General features: G+C 60.1%; 19 protein-coding genes and 2 pseudogenes. 14 read left to right on the top strand and 7 right to left on the bottom strand.

Annotation, left to right across the window (positions count from 1 at the left end):
• Positions 1-20: 20 nt before the first annotated feature.
• Positions 21-1976 carry an acetate--CoA ligase gene (gene acs / locus ACMGF8_RS28010; protein ID WP_016968106.1) on the bottom strand — a complete coding sequence of 652 codons (1956 nt, stop codon included), beginning with the start codon at positions 1974-1976 and terminating at the stop codon, positions 21-23.
• A 411-nt stretch (positions 1977-2387) separates the two neighbouring features.
• On the opposite strand from acs, the gene ACMGF8_RS28015 reads away from it, so the two are divergent.
• The 3 genes from ACMGF8_RS28015 to ACMGF8_RS28025 all read left to right on the top strand — a co-directional run bounded on the left by ACMGF8_RS28015 (position 2388) and on the right by ACMGF8_RS28025 (position 5799).
• Positions 2388-2651: a DUF2790 domain-containing protein gene (locus ACMGF8_RS28015; protein ID WP_016968107.1), complete on the top strand. Its 264-nt coding sequence runs from the start codon at positions 2388-2390 to the stop codon at positions 2649-2651.
• Between the two features lie 750 nt (positions 2652-3401).
• Positions 3402-4649 carry a ribonucleotide-diphosphate reductase subunit beta gene (locus tag ACMGF8_RS28020; RefSeq protein ID WP_011062780.1) on the top strand — a complete coding sequence of 416 codons (1248 nt, stop codon included), beginning with the start codon at positions 3402-3404 and terminating at the stop codon, positions 4647-4649.
• Between the two features lie 169 nt (positions 4650-4818).
• Entirely contained in the window at positions 4819-5799 is a 981-nt protein-coding gene (locus ACMGF8_RS28025; RefSeq protein ID WP_416757952.1) for a hypothetical protein, read from the top strand.
• A gap of 228 nt (positions 5800-6027) precedes the next feature.
• Here ACMGF8_RS28025 and ACMGF8_RS28030 read toward each other — a convergent pair whose 3' ends face one another.
• The gene (locus ACMGF8_RS28030) at positions 6028-6846 is read right to left on the bottom strand and encodes a sulfite exporter TauE/SafE family protein (RefSeq protein ID WP_102860676.1); all 819 of its coding nucleotides are present in this window, start codon (positions 6844-6846) and stop codon (positions 6028-6030) included.
• Positions 6847-6959: 113 nt separating this feature from the next.
• On the opposite strand from ACMGF8_RS28030, the gene ACMGF8_RS28035 reads away from it, so the two are divergent.
• Positions 6960-7751, top strand: coding sequence for an AraC family transcriptional regulator (locus ACMGF8_RS28035; RefSeq protein ID WP_102860675.1), 792 nt, complete (start codon positions 6960-6962; stop codon positions 7749-7751).
• Positions 7752-7857: 106 nt separating this feature from the next.
• Positions 7858-8175 carry a transcriptional regulator gene (locus ACMGF8_RS28040; RefSeq protein ID WP_102860674.1) on the top strand — a complete coding sequence of 106 codons (318 nt, stop codon included), beginning with the start codon at positions 7858-7860 and terminating at the stop codon, positions 8173-8175.
• Here ACMGF8_RS28040 and ACMGF8_RS28045 read toward each other — a convergent pair.
• Positions 8157-8714, bottom strand: a complete 558-nt coding sequence (locus ACMGF8_RS28045) for an AAA family ATPase (RefSeq protein ID WP_102860673.1) — start codon at positions 8712-8714, stop codon at positions 8157-8159. The two genes, ACMGF8_RS28040 and ACMGF8_RS28045, sit on opposite strands and share 19 nt — an antisense overlap.
• A gap of 87 nt (positions 8715-8801) precedes the next feature.
• Complete coding sequence (locus tag ACMGF8_RS28050) at positions 8802-9860, bottom strand: MBL fold metallo-hydrolase (protein WP_207166402.1); 1059 nt, start codon at positions 9858-9860, stop codon at positions 8802-8804.
• 203 nt (positions 9861-10063) lie between these two features.
• Here ACMGF8_RS28050 and ACMGF8_RS28055 point away from each other — a divergent pair, with 203 nt between their 5' ends.
• The 5 genes and pseudogenes from ACMGF8_RS28055 to ACMGF8_RS28075 all read left to right on the top strand — a co-directional run bounded on the left by ACMGF8_RS28055 (position 10064) and on the right by ACMGF8_RS28075 (position 14220).
• Positions 10064-10672 (top strand): TetR/AcrR family transcriptional regulator, encoded by a 609-nt coding sequence (locus ACMGF8_RS28055; RefSeq protein ID WP_102860671.1) that lies wholly within the window; start codon positions 10064-10066, stop codon positions 10670-10672.
• A 172-nt stretch (positions 10673-10844) separates the two neighbouring features.
• A complete protein-coding gene (locus tag ACMGF8_RS28060) occupies positions 10845-11915 on the top strand; it encodes a diguanylate cyclase (protein ID WP_416757956.1) in 1071 nt (356 codons plus the stop codon).
• Positions 11916-12272: 357 nt separating this feature from the next.
• Positions 12273-13046: pseudogene (locus ACMGF8_RS28065) on the top strand (PAS domain-containing protein); the annotation flags it as partial.
• Positions 13047-13151: 105 nt separating this feature from the next.
• Positions 13152-13592 (top strand): annotated as a pseudogene (locus tag ACMGF8_RS28070) (methyl-accepting chemotaxis protein); the annotation flags it as partial.
• A gap of 88 nt (positions 13593-13680) precedes the next feature.
• Positions 13681-14220 carry a DUF1003 domain-containing protein gene (locus ACMGF8_RS28075; RefSeq protein ID WP_416757958.1) on the top strand — a complete coding sequence of 180 codons (540 nt, stop codon included), beginning with the start codon at positions 13681-13683 and terminating at the stop codon, positions 14218-14220.
• Positions 14221-14227: 7 nt separating this feature from the next.
• Here ACMGF8_RS28075 and ACMGF8_RS28080 read toward each other — a convergent pair whose 3' ends face one another.
• Positions 14228-15121 (bottom strand): LysR family transcriptional regulator, encoded by an 894-nt coding sequence (locus ACMGF8_RS28080; protein WP_416757960.1) that lies wholly within the window; start codon positions 15119-15121, stop codon positions 14228-14230.
• Between the two features lie 62 nt (positions 15122-15183).
• Here ACMGF8_RS28080 and ACMGF8_RS28085 point away from each other — a divergent pair, with 62 nt between their 5' ends.
• Positions 15184-15903: a CTP synthase gene (locus tag ACMGF8_RS28085; RefSeq protein WP_416757962.1), complete on the top strand. Its 720-nt coding sequence runs from the start codon at positions 15184-15186 to the stop codon at positions 15901-15903.
• Positions 15900-16223 (top strand): antibiotic biosynthesis monooxygenase family protein, encoded by a 324-nt coding sequence (locus ACMGF8_RS28090; RefSeq protein WP_115580718.1) that lies wholly within the window; start codon positions 15900-15902, stop codon positions 16221-16223. The genes ACMGF8_RS28085 and ACMGF8_RS28090 overlap by 4 nt, the downstream gene beginning before the upstream one ends.
• Positions 16224-16269: 46 nt before the next feature.
• Here ACMGF8_RS28090 and ACMGF8_RS28095 read toward each other — a convergent pair whose 3' ends face one another.
• Positions 16270-16605 carry a DUF2025 family protein gene (locus ACMGF8_RS28095; RefSeq protein ID WP_102860665.1) on the bottom strand — a complete coding sequence of 112 codons (336 nt, stop codon included), beginning with the start codon at positions 16603-16605 and terminating at the stop codon, positions 16270-16272.
• A 245-nt stretch (positions 16606-16850) separates the two neighbouring features.
• Here ACMGF8_RS28095 and ACMGF8_RS28100 point away from each other — a divergent pair, with 245 nt between their 5' ends.
• Positions 16851-17978, top strand: a complete 1128-nt coding sequence (locus ACMGF8_RS28100; protein WP_207166405.1) for a glycerophosphodiester phosphodiesterase — start codon at positions 16851-16853, stop codon at positions 17976-17978.
• The gene (locus tag ACMGF8_RS28105; RefSeq protein ID WP_102860663.1) at positions 17979-18659 is read left to right on the top strand and encodes a helix-turn-helix domain-containing protein; all 681 of its coding nucleotides are present in this window, start codon (positions 17979-17981) and stop codon (positions 18657-18659) included. It abuts the gene before it with no gap.
• Here the strand turns inward: ACMGF8_RS28105 and ACMGF8_RS28110 are convergent.
• Positions 18637-19548, bottom strand: coding sequence for a sterol desaturase family protein (locus ACMGF8_RS28110; RefSeq protein WP_207166406.1), 912 nt, complete (start codon positions 19546-19548; stop codon positions 18637-18639). The two genes, ACMGF8_RS28105 and ACMGF8_RS28110, sit on opposite strands and share 23 nt — an antisense overlap.
• Positions 19549-19687: the final 139 nt, after the last annotated feature.

The following is a 19687-nucleotide window of genomic DNA, read 5'->3' on the forward strand; positions in this document are numbered from 1 at the left end:
TGGATGACTCGGAACCCGCCTCAGGCGACGTTCATGGTCTTGTGGGTATCAATCAGATGCTGCACCACACTTGGGTCGGCCAAGGTGGAGATATCGCCCAGACCGTCGTACTCCGCCGTGGCAATCTTGCGCAGGATTCGCCGCATGATCTTCCCGGATCGGGTTTTCGGCAGGCCCGGCGCCCATTGGATGACATCCGGCGAGGCGATCGGACCGATCTCCTTGCGCACCCAATTCTTCAGCTCCAGACGCAGGGCTTCGCTCGGTTCTTCGCCGCCATTGAGGGTCACATAGACATAGATGCCCTGACCCTTGATGTCGTGAGGCACGCCCACCACCGCCGCTTCGGCAACTTTAGGGTGAGCGACCATGGCACTTTCGATCTCGGCGGTCCCCATGCGGTGCCCGGACACGTTGAGTACATCGTCCACGCGGCCGGTAATCCAGTAGTAGCCGTCTTCATCGCGACGCGCGCCGTCACCCGTGAAGTACATGCCACGGAAGGTCTTGAAGTAGGTATCGACGAAACGATCATGATCGCGGTACAGGGTCCGCGCCTGGCCCGGCCAGGAGTCGAGGATCACCAGATTGCCCTCGGCCGCGCCTTCGATGATGTTGCCCAGGTTGTCTACCAGGGCCGGGACCACGCCGAAGAACGGACGTGCTGCAGAACCCGGCTTCAGGGCATGCGCCCCCGGCAGCGGGCTCATCAGGGTGGCGCCGGTTTCGGTCTGCCACCAGGTGTCGACGATCGGGCAACGGGATTGGCCGACGTTCTTGTAGTACCAATCCCAGGCTTCCGGGTTGATCGGCTCGCCCACCGACCCCAGCAGGCGCAGGCTGCTGCCGTCGGCGCCTTCACAGGCAGCGGTGCCCGAAGCCATCATGGCGCGGATCGCGGTCGGAGCGGTGTAGAGGATATTGACCTTGTGCTTGTCGACGATCTTCGCCACCCGGGTCACGTCCGGGTAGTTGGGCACACCTTCGAACAGCACAGTAGTGGCGCCGTTGGCCAAGGGACCATAGACAATATAGGTGTGGCCGGTGACCCAGCCGACGTCGGCGGTGCACCAGTAGACTTCGCCCGGACGGTAGTCGAACACCCGCTCATGGGTCAGCGACGCATAGAGCAAGTAACCGCCAGTGGTGTGCTGCACGCCCTTGGGCTTGCCGGTGGAGCCAGAGGTGTAAAGGATGAACAGCGCTTCTTCGGCACCCATCTCTTTCGGAGCACAGACGCTGCCGGCCACTTTCATCAGGTCTTCGTACCAGATGTCGCGGTGCTGGTTCCACTTGATGTCGCCACCGGTGCGCTTGCACACGATGACTTTCTGGATGCTGCTGGTTTCCGGGTTGGTCAGGGCGTCGTCGACATTGGCCTTGAGCGGCACCTTCTTGCCGGCCCGGATGCCTTCGTCGGCAGTGATCACCACTTTCGAACGGCAGTCGATAATGCGACCGGCCAGCGCCTCAGGCGAGAAGCCACCGAACACCACCGAATGGATCGCGCCGATACGGGTACAGGCCAGCATGGCCACCACCGCTTCGGGGATCATTGGCATATAAATAGTCACCACGTCGCCGCGGTGCACGTCCTGGCCGCGCAGGGCATTGGCGAACTTGCAGACTTCTTCATGCAGTTCGCGGTAGGTGATGTTGCGGCTTTCGGAAGGATCGTCGCCTTCCCAGATGATCGCGATCTGATCGCCACGTTCGGCGAGATGGCGATCCAGACAGTTGTAGGAGACGTTCAAGGTGCCATCGGCGAACCACTTGATATCCACGTGGTGGTCGTCGAAGGAGGTCTGCTTCACCGTGGTAAAAGGCTTGATCCAGTCGAGACGCTTGGCCTGTTCGCGCCAGAAACCGTCCGGGTTCACGACCGACTGCTGGTACATGGCCTTGTAGGTCGCCTCGTCAGTCAGCGTATTGGCCAAAACCTCGGGACGAACGGGATACAGAGAAGCCGCACTCATCTTTCTTACCTCGGTGACATAGTTGTTTTTGTATGACCCCGTTGTAGCCGGGGGGCGCCTATAGAACCATTCGACGATGGTAGTAACAACCCCCTGCGAAATACCCCGATATTTGCCGCAACCCTTCAAGAACGCTGCTTACAGCGATATTCACCGCGGATAAAAATGTTCAAACAGACCAGCAGACAGGCCTTTTTCGGGGATTGTTACAAAAACTGTCAAAGGTGTTTATCAAAAGTACGCCTATATGGCCGCCGGCCCCGGGCCTAAAATCCGTCTCGCCAAACAGGCAATCTGATTAACCAAGTTGCAGCCCCCACGAAGGCAGTTAATCAAACTTCTACTCAAGTTCCACACGCAGCCCCACAAAGGCTGCGTGACCCCACACGACCTTAGAAAGGTAAAACGCAAATGAAAGCTTTATTAGTTCTGGCCCTCAGCAGTCTGTGCGTTACCGCGATGGCTGATGAGATCCCGACTGATGTCGCCCAGCAGCAAGTACCGGTAGAGGAATACACTTACTCCACTGACCTGGATATCGCCAAAGTTATCTCCATGAGCGAAGTTCCAGAAGTATGCGAAGTTGTACCAGCGCGCATGGAATATGAAGACTCCCACGGTCAGCGGCATATTCTTCAATACCGCGTAATGGGCAACGGTTGTTCTAACGGTTAATAGCCAAGTTCATTGCATAGACCTTGATGACTGCCGGCCGCAAGAAATCCCTCTTGCGGCAAAGATGCCCGACAACGACCCACCCAAGGGTAGTGAAAGGCTTCACCTTGACGACGTGCGAGTACGGCAATCGCACGCACTTTTCCTGCCGTGATTGATGGCCTGCTCATGGCACTGCCAACGACCTTCTAAGCCTCTTGGCTGACGACTTCGGCGAGGGCAATCCCGCCGACCTTGAAGACCTCTGCCAGGAGATTTTCAGCGACAAAACCGGACAATTCGAGTTGTGTTCAAAACCTGAAAAAGGCTTGCAAAAACACAACATCTAGTAAAATTGGCTATTTTTTGGCCACTTGAAGATATTTTTTTCGAGCCTGAAAAAAAATCTTCAACGGCCAAAGCCTTGTAAACCCGCGCTTTGCTCTCAGTCCCCCTCCTTCTTGGGCCCGCCTGCGCCCATCGGTCGCCCCACGGCCCTGAAAATATCCTTATAATGCGTCCTCAAAACGGGCCCGCAACATTCCCTTACCGGATGAAAACGACCTGCTGAATCCCGCGCCGGAGCCGACACCCTCAGTTCCGCCCGACAGCAGCTTCAAGGCACCCGAACACGTATTTCTGTTTATTGCCTGCGTTCACTGCTGCAACAAACGATTTCCAATGATTTAACGCGGCCAGTAGCGCCGTGTGAAAAGCCAACCCTTTTGTTTTCACACGGGCATCTGGCCCTCAAGCAGGAGACGACACGTCATGCTGAGCTGGGACGAATTCGACAAAGAAGAAGGCGAAGTTGCAGTCAAAGGCGCTAACGCCGGCCACGCTACCGAAGCCAACATGGACCGCCTCGACAGCGCCGGTGGTGCCGCCGCTCTTGAAGCCCGCGCCGTAACTGCCAGCGACTCCGCTGCCGTGGCCCGCGCCAAGGCGTCCCTGGACCAGCTCGATATCGCCGAAGGCCTGGCTGAGCTGGAAGGCTCTTCCGCTCGTGTCGCCGTTGACGAAAAGCGCATGATCAACTGCCGCGCCGACCTCAACCAGCTGGTACCGTTCAAGTACGACTGGGCCTGGCAGAAGTACCTTGACGGCTGCGCCAACCACTGGATGCCGCAAGAGGTCAACATGACCGCCGACATCGCCCTGTGGAAAAACCCGGAAGGCCTGACCGACGACGAGCGTCGCATCGTCATGCGCAACCTGGGCTTCTTCTCCACCGCCGACTCCCTGGTTGCCAACAACCTGGTATTGGCCGTGTACCGCCTGATCACCAACCCGGAATGCCGCCAGTACATCCTGCGCCAGGCGTTCGAAGAGGCGATCCACACCCACGCCTATCAGTACTGCATCGAATCGTTGGCCATGGATGAAGGCGAGATCTTCAACATGTACCACGAGATTCCTTCGGTCGCGAAGAAAGCTGCCTGGGGCCTGAAGTACACCCGTTCGATCTCCGATCCGAAGTTCGAAACCGGCACCGTCGACACCGACAAGGAACTGCTGCGCAACCTGATCGCCTACTACTGCGTCCTGGAAGGCATCTTCTTCTACTGCGGCTTCACCCAGATCCTGTCCATGGGCCGACGCAACAAGATGACCGGTGTCGCCGAGCAGTTCCAATACATCCTGCGCGACGAATCCATGCACCTGAATTTCGGCATCGACGTGATCAACCAGATCAAGATCGAAAACCCGCACCTGTGGGATGCCGAGATGAAGGAAGAAGCCACCCAGATGATTCTCCAGGGCACCCAACTGGAAATCGAATACGCTCGCGATACCATGCCGCGCGGCGTACTGGGCATGAACGCGGCGATGATGGAGGACTACCTCAAGTTCATCGCCAACCGTCGCCTGTCGCAGATCGGTTTGAAGGAAGAGTACCCAGGTACCACCAACCCGTTCCCATGGATGAGCGAGATCATGGACTTGAAGAAAGAGAAGAACTTCTTCGAGACCCGCGTGATCGAGTATCAGACTGGCGGCGCATTGAGCTGGGATTGATTCCCGGATCGACGAAACAAACAAGAAGCCCTGACTTGGTCAGGGCTTTTTTATTGGCCGCGCAAATCCGCACCTGCTTCATCTACAAGGCCCGGCTCATTAAAGTGCGTGCAGGCTCCAAGACCTGCCTTTATAAAGTCCACTCCCCCGCTTAAGGATCAAAGCGCTCATGAAATTCGATACCGCCTACTGCATCAGCCTCGACGAAAAGTTGTCGATCTATGACGTGCGGGATCTGAACTTCGATGAAACCCTGGTCTTCGACTCGGCCAAGGAAAGCTTCCAGTGCCCCAATGACGACTGTCGCACAGCGTTCGATGCCGCCAATCAGCTGGGTACCTTCAATGCCAAGAACGTCAATTACATCCGCACTCCGCATTTCAAGAACCTGCCCAGCACTCTTCATATAGAAGGCTGCCCTTACGGGATCAGCAAAAGCCCCGGCAGCATCGAAGGGGCTGCAGTCGAGGATGATCGCGAGGAACACTTCCCTTCGGAGCTGCTGCTGACCCGCCGCGAATACCTGCGGCGACAGGCCAACCCGACAGCAGCGCCGCAGACACCTGGAAACAACTCGCCAGTGACGCCTGCCAGCTTGCAAATGCCCCACGCCGGGCGCGATACAACCCCGGACAAGACCTGTGTCTTCGCTCACCCGGTGGAATGCTTCGTGTCGAATATCGACGACAAGGAACTGCTCAAGCGCATGCCGTTGAAGATTGGCGAACACACCGCGTCCTACGCCTCGTTCTTCAAGAAGATCGAGTACCTGCTGGATAACAAGGGGCTGATCTACTGGGGCAAGATCAAGGAAATCAAGGACTACACCCAGAGCTTTCGCATCGACTTCGAGCACAAGGTCTGGTTCAAGGAAGAGGGAGAAGCCAAGAAGAAGCCTTATTCAGTCAACGTTTACCTGAGCAAGAAACTGATCGACAACTATCGCAAGCGCAAAGCCTTCCTCGAAGAGATCAAGAGCGCCATCGACAGCCAGCGCGAGTTGTACTGTTTCTTCTACGGTGTCACCCCGACACTCAAGCAGGTGCCGAGCAAGAAAAACCCCGAAGCGACCTTCGGGGTGTTCAGCGCCAATATCGAGAACCTGGACCATTTCGTGATTCGCGAGGCACCGGGCCTGGAAGCAAAATAGCCGCCTACGGTTTCACCGCTTGGGCAACTCCAGGGCCACGGCCCCCGGATGCTTCCTGACCACCGCCCCTGCCAGCCGTCGGCTGTGCATAGGATCAATCCGTTGAACATGGAAGCTCCCTTGTATGAAAAAGCCGAAAACACGGTCAGCCAAGCCAGAGCCAGCATTCAGCAGCGGGCAATTATGGATCTGCGGACAAGGACAATCGAGCCACCAAGCGTGACGCTCCTAGCCCTTCACACACATGCTGAACAACACCAGCAACAACAGACCGATGTACACCCTTGCATGTACGCGGTCGGGAATTCTGCCAATCCAGGAAGTGGCCAGGCGGATGCCCAGCAACGAGCCGAGGGTCAGTACCGAGAACGCCAGCAGGTCGACATAACCGACAAACCAGGGGCCGAGATCGAACGAGCTGAAACGGGCCAGGGCCATGTAGGTGACCGTTCCCGCCAACGCCACAGGCACGCTCAGAGGATTGGCCATTGCGGTGGCCTGGGTCATGGACAAACCGCAACGGCGCAATAGGGGCACCGTCATGACACTGCCGCCTACGCCGAGAAAGGTGGCGACTACACCTATTCCTACACCGCCAAAGAGCGTTTCGCGGACTCCAAGAAGACGCGCCTCCTGCCCTTGAGACGGTTCAAGAAAACCACGTCGCAGCAGGCAGTCAGCAACGGTGATTCCCAGGTAAGCGATAAAGGCATAGCGAAGCACTTCGCCACTGACCCACATGGCCGCTGCCGCACCCAAGATAGCCCCCAGCCCTATATAGCCCCCCAGCGGCCACAGGTAGTGGCGAACAAGATTGCCCGCCTGATGGTGTCGACGGCTAGCGACCAGGGCATTGACGATCATCACGCAAGTCGAGGTAGCCACCGCGACATGCATCGCCGACTGCCCTGCCGCCGAGTCCGCCCCCTGGCTGCCCAGCAGCATCCAGTACAGCAGCGGCACCACTACAAATCCGCCGCCAAAGCCGAACAGCACGGCGCTGATACCCGTCATGCAACCAAAAAGTGCCAGCAGTAGATAGAACATCGGACCACGCTCGTCTTTGCACAAGAGCTGGACGATAGAGCTTCAGCGCTTGGCCGACTTCAGCAAGTCAGCCAATAATATTTGCGTTTACGCCAAACACGGAACGACTCGGCATGCGCAATATCTCCATCGATCAACTGGATCAGACACCGCGTCCGGTACTGGCCATCGGCACCGACTACGCCGACGGCCAACGCCTGCCTCGTCACCGTCATCGGCGGGCACAACTGCTGTATGGCGCTACCGGAGTCATGCAGGTGGGCACCGATCAGGGCAACTGGGTAGTGCCACCGCAACATGCGGTGTGGATTCCACCCGAGGTGGAACATGAGGTGCTGATGCTCGGGGTCAGCACCCGCAGCCTGTATATCGAACCTGCCGCGGCGCCCCTGGATAACAGCGGCTGTCGAGTCGTCAGCGTCTCGCCGCTGTTACGCCAACTGCTCCTGGAGGCCGTAGAGATTCCCCTGCAATACGATCAGGGCGGGCGTGACGGATTGCTGGTCGACCTGCTGCTGCATGAACTGCGACGCAGCACGGCGCTACCGCTGCATATCCCTCTGCCGGCTGATGGCCCGCTACTGGAGTTGTGCCAGGCCTTTCTCGGGCAACCCGATATTCACCAATCCCCGGAGCACTGGGCGGATCGGTTGCACGTCAGCCTGCGCACGTTTAATCGCGTCTTCCGCCAGCAAACGGGTATGAGCTTCATTCAATGGCGACAACGAGCCTGCGTGATCCTGGCCCTGGCGCGGTTGGCAGCCGCGGAGTCAGTGACACGCATCGCCCTGGATTTCGGCTATGACAGCCCCGGGGCATTCTCCACCATGTTCCGCCGGGTGCTGGGACAGTCCCCCAGTACCTACCTGAACAGGACGGACCCGATCCCGGGAAAAACCTTGTGACCAAAGCCGCGGGCAGAGAGCAAAAATCAGTTTGATCCGGGAATTAAACAACTGTACAAATAACCAGTACCAAGCCAACTTCCAGCCTAACCTCCCGGAGAAAACCATGGCCTCTCTAGCGATGAAAATCACCCTGGAACGTATCGCCCTTTATCAATTCACTCCGCAGCACTGTGCCCAGGCCCGGGACATGCTGGATTGGGACATGGATCAACTGTCCCGTGAATCCGCGGTCTCGGTGCAAGCTATCCAGCGCTTCGAAGCCGGCTACGAGGTGCGTGACGTGACCCGCCTGGCACTGGCGTTCTGCCTTGAAGCTCAAGGGTTGGTGTTCTTTCCCGGCTTCGCTCCGGGCCGCGGCATGAATATCAAGGGCGCGACTCCCAACCCCATGGAACGCCCTGACTACGCAATGATCGAGTGATCCAGTGCCTTGAGCAGTTGCCCGCACAAGTCCGCTACTGAAAGCTGGGTCGAATCCAGGCGAACGAGCGGACAGTCGAGGTTTTTGATCCAGCTTTCATGGCGCCGCAGACTGCGGGTTCCGTGGCCACCCTCATCGTAGCCGGCGGCCCAGGCGAGAAAAGTCTGGGTCGCGACGTAGCGTTCGCCACCCTCGAAAATCTGCTCGCCGTAGCGCTGGAATTCCCGGGCACGCAAGCGCTGCAAGCGAACCTCAGGGTCCAATTGCACGAAGACCGCCAGAGTGAAACTGGGGATCAGCACATCTCCCCAACCACAAAGGGAGCCGGACAGGACCCAGTCCGGCTCCGTCAACACCTGGGTTTGCAGCATATGGATACGTGCGTCACGGGGACGCCGACAACTAAAAGGCTTGGCGCCGGGTTGCCAGAAGAAATCATCGGAATCGAAGTGTTTGCAGCACAAGCGCTCGGCCAGGGCCCGACCCAAAGTTGTAGTCCCGGAACCGGATGCGCCGAAGATATGAATTCTGTAAGCCATGACACTGCTCCCTCAGAGCGGACATCCAACAGGTTTCACAGCCTCGGCCTGTCTTTGCCGACCTGACACACATGGATCAAGGCAGGATTACGCAGACTCGACAGCCGCCTGTTCCGAGGCGCCTTCCACCTCCAGCCACCAGGCTCCGCCCCGCTGAGGTTGTGCGAGGTTGAAGGCCTCACCCATCTGCGGCGTAGTGATAGTGATGCTGCGCTCCCAAGCCAGGGCCAGGATACGGTCGAAGGGCTCATGCCAGGCATGCATGGCCAGGTCAAAGGTGCCGTTATGGATCGGCAGCAACCAGCGACCTTGCAGGTCGATGTGAGCTTGCAGGGTTTGCTCCGGCTGCATGTGTACATGGGGCCATTCGACGTTGTAGGCACCGGTTTCCATCAGCGTCAGGTCAAAGGGCCCGTATTGCTGGCCAATGCGCTTGAAGCCGTCGAAGTAACCGGTATCGCCGCTGAAGAAGATCCGCGTCGCTGCGTCGATCATCACCCAGGACGCCCACAAGGTGTGATTGCCATCGAACAACCCGCGACCGGAAAAGTGCTGCGACGGCGTAGCGATAAAGCGGATGCCCTCGACTTCGCAGCCCTGCCACCAATCCAGCTGCCGGACCTTGGCCGCTGGTACCCCCCATTTGATCAGGGTGTCTCCCACTCCCAGCGGGGTGAGAAAGTGCCGGGTCTTGCCTGCCAGGGCCAGTACTGTCTGGTGGTCCAGGTGATCGTAATGGTCATGGGAGAGGATCACCGCCTCGATCTCGGGCAGCGCCTCCAGACTGATGGGGGGCTGGTGAAAACGCTTCGGACCAGCCCATTGCACCGGGGATGCACGTTCGGCAAACACCGGGTCAGTGATCCAGAACTTGTCGCGCATCTTCAACAGCACCGTGGAGTGCCCAAGACGAAACACACTGTGATTGGGAGCCGCCTGCAGTTGCTCACGGGTCAGCGGCTGGACGGGTATGGCACCGGCCGGACGGGTATTGCGCGGTTTGTGGAACAGCATGTTCCAGAAAATCTGCAGGGTTTTACCGAAACCGGCGCGACGTACCGGAGCATGGTTACGAAAGGCGCCCTGCTCCTGGCGGGAGGTTTCCTGGCGGGGAGCGCGGGTGACGCTGGACGAAACAGTGGCCATGATTGAAATGACTCCATTGGAACGCGGCAGGTTCCGACGTTGTTCTGCGGGACGATCTACTGGCCAAGGCACGCAAGCATCAGCCGCCAATCATCGTTTTCAAGAAAAGCTACACTACACAGTGTAGTTTCTGCATTGCAACAGAATTAAGACGAAGTAGACTGCCGACTGATTTCTACGCCGACCCTGACCGAACCCGACTTATGACAGCTCCGAAGCGCCTCACCGACCTTAAACGCGACGCCATCATCCAGGCGGCGATCAGCGAATTCCGCGCCAGCGGTTTCGAGATCACCAGCATGGACAAGATTGCCGCGACAGCCGGGGTTTCCAAGCGCACGGTGTACAACCACTTCCCCAGCAAGGAAGAGTTATTCGCCGAAATTCTGCATAAGCTCTGGAACAGCACCAGCGCCCAATCGGAAGTCAGCTACCGCAGCGACCAGCCATTGCGCGAGCAGTTGCAAAACGTTCTGCGCGCCAAGCTGCAACTGCTAGCCGACAACAACTTCCTCGACCTGGCCCGAGTCGCCATCGCCGCAACCATTCACTCCCCCGAGCGGGCACAGAACATGGTGGAACGACTCGGCGAACGGGAAGAAGGCCTGACCCTGTGGATCCGCGGGGCCCTGGCGGATGGCCGTCTCAAGCCCCTGGACCCGGAGTTCGCCGCGCAACAGATGCACGGGCTGATCAAGAGCTTTGCCTTCTGGCCGCAGATCACCATGGGCCAGCCGCCCCTGACAGCAGACATGCAGACCCGGGTCATCGAATCGGCACTGGACATGTTCCTGGCCCACTACCAAGCCTGAGCCAGCTTGCGCTCCCGTCGTGCAACGTTCCCGGCCACTGTTAAATGGCTTCGAAGGACACTGATTATTCCCACTGGAATAAATGACAATATTCACCAGACTGATCCGATAAACGGCCAAGCCGCAAAAAACACCACAAAGTGTTTCAGTACAGAATCCGGTGCACGAATTTATGGAAAACCAACGCGGCAAGGGGCTGTCATTTGCCCGGCGCATCTATTGGCCAAGGATCATCGGCCTGAGTATCGGCGGCATCAGTGTCCTGGCTGCAATTTACCCCCTGGCCCCGCCTGACTGGGTATGGGCCCTGCTGCTGTTCAATGGCCTGATCTGGCCCCACCTGGCGTATCAGCTCTCGACCCGTTCTGGTTTTCCCTACCGGGCAGAACGCCGCAACCTGTTATATGACTCGCTGCTGGGGGGATTCTGGGCGGCAACCATGCAATTCAATCCCCTGCCGGCAGTCACCATCCTCTCGATGATGTGCATGAACAATGTCGCCGCAGGTGGCTTGCGCCTGTTCATTCGTGGCGGCCTGGCCCAATGTGCAGGGATACTGCTGTCCTGGGCGCTGTTCGGGGCCACCTTCAGTACCCAGATCAGCCCGCTGCAAATCTATGCCTGCCTGCCCATGCTGACCCTCTACCCCCTCGCAGTGGGCATGGTCTGCTATCGACTGGCGATCAAACTGTCCGAACACAAGCGTGCCCTCAGCGCCCTGAGCCGCACCGACAGCCTCACTGGCCTGCTCAACCACGGCTCGTGGAAAGACCTGTTGCACATCAAGTTCCACAAGTGCCAGCAACAGCAGATGGAAGCCAGCATCGCCCTGATCGACATCGACCACTTCAAAGCGATCAACGACACCTACGGGCATATTGTCGGCGATACGGTGCTGCGCCATTTGAGCAATGAACTGCGGCGCAACCTGCGCCATGACGATCTCGCCGGCCGCTACGGTGGCGACGAGTTCTGCGTGATCCTGCCACGCATGAGCCGGCAACAGGCCCTGGATGTAATGGAGCGCCTGCGCCAGGTGTTCAACCAGTACCAGCATCCAGAGGTACAGGAGCTGAAAGTCAGCCTGAGTATCGGTCTGGCGGCTTTCAACTCAAGTTTCCCCGACCCTGCCAGCTGGCTCGATGCGGCGGACAAGGCCCTGTATCTGGCCAAGAACAACGGGCGCAACCGCACCGCCAGCAATGACAGCGAAGCCCATTTCTCACACGCGCAAATGGCATAAAAACCGTTAAAACTTATACAAAAAGAAAGTAAAAAACACTTTTGTATAAGTTTATTTGGATTTTTCTTCGTGGTTGACATCATAATGCCGCCACTTTGCAGCAGCGGATAACGCCTTCGGCACCGCTGCCAGCAAAGTCATCCAACCCAACTAAATCGATTCGCAGCCGTTACGTCTCCTCTTGATGCGGCCAGCGACGTTCGCCCGAAATGTCGCCCGCTTCACCGCTGCGAAATTATCTGTCAGTCATGGAACGCTGACATTGAGCAGATAATGCCGATCGCCGGGGAGCTTTCGGCATACCGGCGCACTCCATAGGGATCGACGCGACGTTTCTCCCACAGAGCACCTGCCAACATGCTATTCAACCGTCACAACAAGACCATCGATTCCCTGAACCAGACCATCGTCGAACAATCCCGTCTGCTGGAGGCCATCGACCGCTCCATGGCGGTGATCGAGTTTGACCTCCAGGGCACGGTGCTCCGAGCCAACGACAACTTCCTGAAGACCCTGGGCTATCGGCAAGACCAGGTGATCGGCCAGTCTCACCGACTGTTCTGCCTCCCGGAATACGCTCGCAGCGCCGATTACCAGCAATTGTGGACCCGCCTGAACAACGGCCAGTTCGAGTCCGGCACCTTTGAGCGGGTCGGCGCCACCGGCCAGAGCCTCTGGCTGGAGGCCAGCTACAACCCGATCCGCGATGCCTCCGGTACGGTGTACAAAGTGGTCAAATATGCCCTTGACGTCACCGCCAGGGTGCAAGAGGAAGTCGAGGCCCGGAACAAACTGGAGGCCATCGACCGGGCCATGGCGGTCATCGAGTTCAACCTGGACGGCAGCATCATCGGTGCCAATGCCAACTTCCTCAGCCGCATGGGCTACAGCCTGGCCCAGATCCAGGGCAAGCATCACCGGATGTTCTGCAAACCCGAGCTGGTCAACAGCAGCGCCTACCAGGACTTCTGGAATCGCCTGAACAGGGGGGAGTTCTTCAACGGCCGCTTCGAGCGGATCGACAAGCACGGGCGCACGCTGTGGCTGGAAGCCAACTACAACCCGGTCTATGACGCCAGCGGACGCCTGTGCAAGGTGGTCAAGTACGCCGCCGACGTGACTCAGCAGGTGGAGAAGCACGAGCAGGATGCCCAGAGTGCGAGCCAGGCTTATCACATCTCGGTGCAGACCCGGAAAGTCGCCGAACAAGGAACAGAAGTGATCCAGCAGGCGGCCAGCGAAATGCGCCAGATCGCCCATAACATCGAGGACTCCTCCTCGCTGATTGCCCACCTCGGCGAACGTTCCGAGCAGATCACCGCCATCGTCAATACCATTCGCGCGATTGCCGATCAGACCAACCTGCTAGCCCTCAACGCGGCCATCGAAGCCGCCCGTGCCGGGGAGCAGGGACGAGGTTTTGCCGTGGTGGCCGACGAGGTCCGGCAACTGGCGGCGCGCACCAGCGGCTCGACGGCGGAAATCTCCAGCATGATCGACATGATCCAGAACGAAACGCAGCAAGCGATCAAGAGCATGGACGGCACTCGTGAACGAGCTGCCAAGGGCGTGCAACTGGCGGATCAGGCCGGGACGGTGATCCTGCAGATTCGCGATGGCGCCAGTGACGCGGTACAAGCCGTCAGCATGTTTGCCAACGAGCGCAACGTGCTCTGAGGGTGGTTTTCCCGGCGTCGATAACGACGTCGGGCCCGGCCAGGGTGGCTATAGTGGCCTGACGTTCCAGCGCTTGGCGGAGGCCATCATGAGTTCCAGCGACACCCCGGAAAAAACCACCCCAATCGTCGACCACCTGCGCTTTCACCGCGCCCACGCCCACCTGGCACCGACCTTTGGCAACGACGCCTTTGCCCTGAAGGCCGAAGCCTTTGCCCGGTTCTTTGGTACCCCGACCTTTCTCGGTGCACAGACCCTGATCGTAGTGATCTGGATTGCCCTCAACCTCACTGGCGTGACCCAGTTCGACGTCTACCCCTTCATCCTTCTGAACCTGGCTTTTAGCCTGCAGGCAGCCTACGCCGCACCGCTGATCCTCCTGGCCCAGACCCGCCAGGCAGCGCGGGACAAGGCCCAATCGGACGCCGACGCCCAACACCGCGAAGCCCTGGCTATCGCCAACAGCGAACGCCAGGCCCAGGCCGCGCAGACCGCCAGCCAACTGCTGGAGTTGCTGGAGCAGAACACCCGGCTCACGGAGATGACCAAGCAACTGACCGAACGCATCGAGAACCTCACCAGCGAGATGCACGCACACTTTGTGCGCAAGGATCAGCCCCACCCTTGACCCTTGCTCATGGCCAGCGCAGATGGCGCGCCAGTTCATCGAACAGGGTCACCACCGAACGCAGGGCCCGGCAATCCGGACGGGTCAGCAGCCACAGCGCTGTGTCATGCCCCAGAGGTTCACTCAACGCCTCCAGACCACCAGCGCCCATGAGAAAATCCGGCAAGGCTGCAACGCCGAGGCCGGCCCTTACCAGCTCGCTCACCGCGAGCATGCTGTTGCAGCGGTAGCTGGGCTGCACGCCAGGCCAGCGCTGACGGCGCCAGGCCACGGTGGGATGGTCGGGGAGAAAATCATCCGGGGCGATCCAGGCCACCTTCGACAGGTCGCTGCAATCCACCCGTAGCTTGTACTCCGGGCTCGCGCACAGCCGATACGACACCGCCCCCAGGCAGCGCCCCACCAGATGTTCCGGCGGTGTCGCGGTCAGACGCAGGGCAATGTCCGCATCACGCCGGTTGAGGTTGGCGAAATCATTGGACGTACAGAGTTCGATCACCAGCGCCGGGTAGTTCGGCATGAATTGCGCCAGGGCCGGCAGCAGCAGGCCCTGCAACACCGAATCGGTGCAGGTCAGGCGCACTGTGCCGCTGATCACCTCTCCTCCCTGGGCCACGCCGATCCGCGCGGCCTCCAGGGCCTGCTCCGCCTGTTCGGCCTGCTGTGCCAGAGCCTGGGCCAGGCTGGTGGGCAGATAGCCGGCGCGGCTCTTGTCGAACAGTTGCTGCCCGAGCCCGGCCTCCAGCCGGCGCACGGCACGAAACACCGTGGAAACATCCACCTTGAGCAGAGCCGCGGCGCGAGCCAGGGAGCCGCCACGGACCAGGGCGAGAATCAGTGACAGGTCGGGATAGTCCAGCTGATAGTGCGCGGCTGCATTGATCACTTGGGCAAACGCCAATATTGATTGCGTGATCGCCAATCTATAGTGGCTCCAGGCAGTCGACAAGTCAGAGAGGCCACATGCACACAGCCCGATCTACCGTCACCATCCGCATCGCCCTGGTGGGGGATCACGACCCACAGATCACCGCACACCAGGCCATTCCCCTGGCCCTGGAACGCGCCGCGACCGATAGCGGGGTCAGGGTGGACTACCAGTGGCTGGCCACGCCGGGACTGATCCACGAGCAACAGCTCAAAGGCTTCGACGGAATCTGGTGCGTGCCTGGCAGTCCCTACCGCCACATCGACGGTGCCCTCTTGGCGATACGCGTCGCCCGGGAACAGCAACGGCCCTTCCTCGGCACCTGCGGCGGCTTTCAGCACGCGGTGCTGGAATATGCCCGCAACGTACTGGGCTGGAACGACGCCGAGCACGGCGAGATCAACCCCCATGCCCAGCGCGCGGTGCTCACTCCCTTGAATTGCGCCCTGGTGGAAGCCCGCGACCGAATCCAGCTGCACAGCGGCAGCCGGATTGCCCAGGCCTACGGCACCCAGAGCATCGAGGAAGGTTATCGCTGCCGCTATGGGGTCAATCCGGACTTTGCCGGCCCCTTGCTCAGCGGCGCCTTGCGCCCTGCTGGCCACGAGAGTGACGGCGACTTGCGCGCCGTGGAACTGGACGGCCATCCATTCTTCGTCGCCACACTGTTCCAGCCCGAGCGCGCGGCCCTCCAAGGCCGCACACCGCCCCTGGTCACAGCCCTGCTCAACGCCTGCCTGGAGGCACAAGGATGATCGACCAGACGCCCGCCCCACCCTATTACGCAGTGATCTTCAGTTCCCAGCGCCGCCAAACCGATCCCGCCTACGACCGGGCGGCCGAACGCATGGTCGAGCTGGCTCGCCAACAACCGGGATTCCTTGGGGTCGAATCGGCCCGGGGCGAGGATGGCTTCGGCATTACCGTGTCCTACTGGAGCTGCGAGGCGGCGATCCTGGCCTGGAAACAACAGGCCGAACACCGCGCCATCCGCGAGCGTGGTCGCAACGACTGGTACCGCTACTTTCATACCCGGGTGAGCAAGGTGGAGCGGGCCTACAGCTTCGGCATTTGAAGCAAGGCCCTGAACCGCTCCGGATGCGGTTCAGGGCAAGCGCGGATCATCCCTGGGCGGTCGACAGCAGGCTGCGCACCGCCTGGATTTCCGGTAGATCGCTGCGACGCATGTAGACCCGCAGCGGTTCGCTGATGTTGATCCGGTCGTCGATGTTCTGATCCAGCAGCAACTGGATCTGCTCGCGCTTGAGGCTCATGGCCTGATCGGAAACCGGTGCCCAGACAAATTCATTGGCCGGCACTATGGCGTCATCCGCCACATCCATGCCGAAGGAGTCTTCGCTGAAACGCACGATGTAGCGACCGGTCTTGCGATTGAAGCCGACAAAGCCCTTGAGCTGATCGGCAGCCTGACAGATGAGTTCGGAGGTGATGCTCATGGTAAACCTCACTGTAAGTCCCATGGGACGGGTGATCGATGGTCTACACGCGAGGCAAGGAAGGAGCTGTTTTCAGGCTTCCCTCTGATGGGGAAACTGCAGCGCCCAAGAGTACTGCAAAGCACCGGAAAAAACCGCGAAAGATGCGCATGAGAAGGATTTATGTCGCTCTGGAGATAGCACAAGCGTCATTGTGTTGCTAAAAGATAGGTCCTTGCCCCCGCCTCCACGAAAGGATTTCGAGCATGCCAGCGACCTTCCCCCCTTGTGCCCTGATGTTGGCCCTGATGCTCGGTTGCGGCCTGGCCCAGGCCGCTGAACAGCCTGATCCGAATGCACTTGCCGCTCGCCAGGGCATTCCGCACCCGGCAGTGATCGCCCACCGTGGAGCCTCTTTCGATGCCCCCGAGTCCACCGCCGCGTCCTACAGGTTGGCCCGGGACCTGGGGGCCGACTACCTGGAGATGGACCTGCAGCGCAGCAAGGATGGTGTGCTCTTCGCCCTGCACGACAACAACCTGCAACGTACCACCGACGTGGCGCAGAAATTCCCCGAACGCAAGGACAGCCCGGCCAACGCCTTCACCATGGCCGAGCTGAAAACCCTCGACGCCGGCAGCTGGTTCAACCAGGCCCATCCGGACCGCGCCCGTCCGGGTTTCGTCGGCCTGAAGATCCTTACCCTGGACGAGATCATCGACATCGCCCAGGGCAATCCACAGCACAAACCCGGGCTCTACATCGAGACCAAGGAGCCCCAGCTGTTTCCCGGCATCGAGCACGATCTCAAGGAAAAACTCCAGGACCGCGGCTGGCTGAGCCCGGCGGGCTCCAAGCTGGCGAAAAGCGAACTGGCCGTGGGCCAGGGCAAAGGCAAGGTCGTGCTGCAGACCTTCGACAAACACAGCCTGGAGCTGCTGCACAAGGCAATGCCCAAGGTGCCGAAAGTCCTGTTGCTGTGGGTGGCTCCCGGCAGCATCGAGCCAGCCTCCGGGCAGACGTTCGCCAACAGCGGCGAGACCGACAAAGCCGCTTTTTATGCCAAGCAGCAACCCAAGGACCAGGCCGAGTTCAAGCGCTGGGTCGACTTCGCCAAGACCCAGGGAGCCATCGGTACCGGTCCCTCGGCAGCACTGACGGCTGGCGGCGATCAGAGCTATGCGGATCTGGTGCAACCCTGGATGAATCAGTACACCCACGACCAGGGCCTGCTGGTGCACGTCTACACCGTCGATGAACCGGTGGACTTCAAGAAGGTCATGGCGGCCGGGGTCGATGGCATCTTCACCAACCGCAGCGCCGATCTGCTCAAGTATTTCAAGCGGCCGGCCAGCGCCAGCGTGGCCCAACTGCTGGAGGCCAGCGGTTACTGAATGTCCGCCTCACACTGGAGCGGCGAACTCTGGCTGGGTCATGACTTTGGTCTGATCCACGGGGCGATGGGGCGCACCACGCCCCATGCCCACTACGCCCATCAACTGATCATTGCCCCCGAACAGCCGGTCACCGTGGAACTGGACGGAGTCCGACTCAGTGGCCGCTTCCTGCTGATCCAGGCGCTGCGTCGCCACGCCATTATCCAGGCCCCCGACCGGGCCTTCACGGTCTTCGCCGAGCCACTGCGAATCACGGCTCAGGACCTGCAGCTCAGCGTCAGCCGTGTCGAGCCCTCACTGCCCGGCCTGGAAGCGGCGCTGCGCAGTTGTCCGCGCCAGCCCATTGCCGACCGTCGCGTGGCACGGGCGCTGCTGGCTCTGGACGCTGCCCTGGAGGGCAAGGTGGCAGCGACGCAACTGGCAGCCCAGGCCCATCTGTCCCTGAGCCAGCTGGAACGGCTGTTCGCCCGTGATGTCGGCCTGCCCGTCCGGCGCCTGGTGCTGTGGCGACGGCTGCGCCTGGCCATGGCCCTGTTGCTGGAGGGGCAGGCCATGGCCCTGGCGGCCCATGGCGCCGGGTTCGCCGACACCGCGCACTTCTCCCGGACCTTGAAGGCGCTGTTCGGCGTCACCGCCGGCCAGGCCCTGAAATCCCTCAGGCCCCGCCTGCTGGATTGACCGGGCGCCGCAACGCCTCGGGCACCTTGGGCTCGGCGGCATAGTGTTGGGCCTTGAATGGCTCCAGTAACTGCGGCCAGTAATCCACCGGATAGTCCGGACGGCTACCGATGCCCAGGTCGCCCTGGCGCATCGCGTAGTCATGCCGATAGAACGCGGTTCCCAACAGCCAGTCCCATACATTGAAGAACAGACCGAAATTCACATCACCGGCACGGCCGTACTTCATATGGTGAAAGCGATGCACCGGCGCCCAGGCAAACACCAGGCGCAGCAACCCCAGGCGCATATCGACATTGGAATGCTGCAACAGCAATTGAATGGCAATGGCCAGGGCCAGCAACTGTGCCACCGGCAGCGGGATGCCCAGCACCAACAACGGCAGCAACCCCGCCGACGCTTCCAGCAGTTGGTGCAGGGGATGCTTGAGCAGACCGTTGAAACCGTACATGCGCAGCACACTGTGGTGCACCGCATGCAGGCGCCAGAGCCAGGCCCAGCGATGGCTGGCGTAATGAGCCAGGGTGATCCCGCAATCGGCGATCACGATCGCCAGCAGCAATTGGCCCCAGAGCGGCCAGTCCCGAGGCCACAGACCGTCATGGGCCAGCAGCGCCACCAGTCCCGGCAATGCGAGCAGGCCCAGGGCATTCAGGCCCTCATTGACCAGAGCATGCAGACTGTCCCGCAGGCGGTCACCCTGGGAGCGATTCCATGCCGGCTCATAAGGCAGGACCCACTCCACCAGGAACGACACCAGGAGCGCGGCCGCAAACAACACCAGCAACCCGCTCGCAGACGCCTCTGCCGCGCTCATCCAGCACAATGCACCACCGATGAATCCACCAAAGAACAAGGGGGCATACAACCACGCAAGCCATCGTTTCATTCACTGAGTCTCCTAGAAGGGAGACACCAGCTTGGGCCCCGCCCCAGCCCCCTGGCTTGAACAAACGGCGCAACCACTGACCTGAATTAAGGGTGAGTTAAGTTGCACTGGCTAACCTGTGTCCATCGAAACCCATCAC

It is taken from the genome of Pseudomonas sp. BNK-7 (assembly GCF_048072025.1).
GTDB lineage: Bacteria > Pseudomonadota > Gammaproteobacteria > Pseudomonadales > Pseudomonadaceae > Aquipseudomonas > Aquipseudomonas danubii.

What these genes read in the sequence shown, in the direction of transcription:
- acs (WP_016968106.1), bottom strand. Translation starts at nt 1,976, where the DNA reads ATGAGTGCGGCTTCTCTGTATCCCGTTCGTCCCGAGGTTTTGGCCAAT.
- ACMGF8_RS28015 (WP_016968107.1), top strand. Translation starts at nt 2,388, where the DNA reads ATGAAAGCTTTATTAGTTCTGGCCCTCAGCAGTCTGTGCGTTACCGCG.
- ACMGF8_RS28020 (WP_011062780.1), top strand. Translation starts at nt 3,402, where the DNA reads ATGCTGAGCTGGGACGAATTCGACAAAGAAGAAGGCGAAGTTGCAGTC.
- ACMGF8_RS28025 (WP_416757952.1), top strand. Translation starts at nt 4,819, where the DNA reads ATGAAATTCGATACCGCCTACTGCATCAGCCTCGACGAAAAGTTGTCG.
- ACMGF8_RS28030 (WP_102860676.1), bottom strand. Translation starts at nt 6,846, where the DNA reads ATGTTCTATCTACTGCTGGCACTTTTTGGTTGCATGACGGGTATCAGC.
- ACMGF8_RS28035 (WP_102860675.1), top strand. Translation starts at nt 6,960, where the DNA reads ATGCGCAATATCTCCATCGATCAACTGGATCAGACACCGCGTCCGGTA.
- ACMGF8_RS28040 (WP_102860674.1), top strand. Translation starts at nt 7,858, where the DNA reads ATGGCCTCTCTAGCGATGAAAATCACCCTGGAACGTATCGCCCTTTAT.
- ACMGF8_RS28045 (WP_102860673.1), bottom strand. Translation starts at nt 8,714, where the DNA reads ATGGCTTACAGAATTCATATCTTCGGCGCATCCGGTTCCGGGACTACA.
- ACMGF8_RS28050 (WP_207166402.1), bottom strand. Translation starts at nt 9,860, where the DNA reads ATGGCCACTGTTTCGTCCAGCGTCACCCGCGCTCCCCGCCAGGAAACC.
- ACMGF8_RS28055 (WP_102860671.1), top strand. Translation starts at nt 10,064, where the DNA reads ATGACAGCTCCGAAGCGCCTCACCGACCTTAAACGCGACGCCATCATC.
- ACMGF8_RS28060 (WP_416757956.1), top strand. Translation starts at nt 10,845, where the DNA reads ATGGAAAACCAACGCGGCAAGGGGCTGTCATTTGCCCGGCGCATCTAT.
- ACMGF8_RS28075 (WP_416757958.1), top strand. Translation starts at nt 13,681, where the DNA reads ATGAGTTCCAGCGACACCCCGGAAAAAACCACCCCAATCGTCGACCAC.
- ACMGF8_RS28085 (WP_416757962.1), top strand. Translation starts at nt 15,184, where the DNA reads ATGCACACAGCCCGATCTACCGTCACCATCCGCATCGCCCTGGTGGGG.
- ACMGF8_RS28090 (WP_115580718.1), top strand. Translation starts at nt 15,900, where the DNA reads ATGATCGACCAGACGCCCGCCCCACCCTATTACGCAGTGATCTTCAGT.
- ACMGF8_RS28095 (WP_102860665.1), bottom strand. Translation starts at nt 16,605, where the DNA reads ATGAGCATCACCTCCGAACTCATCTGTCAGGCTGCCGATCAGCTCAAG.
- ACMGF8_RS28100 (WP_207166405.1), top strand. Translation starts at nt 16,851, where the DNA reads ATGCCAGCGACCTTCCCCCCTTGTGCCCTGATGTTGGCCCTGATGCTC.
- ACMGF8_RS28105 (WP_102860663.1), top strand. Translation starts at nt 17,979, where the DNA reads ATGTCCGCCTCACACTGGAGCGGCGAACTCTGGCTGGGTCATGACTTT.
- ACMGF8_RS28110 (WP_207166406.1), bottom strand. Translation starts at nt 19,548, where the DNA reads ATGAAACGATGGCTTGCGTGGTTGTATGCCCCCTTGTTCTTTGGTGGA.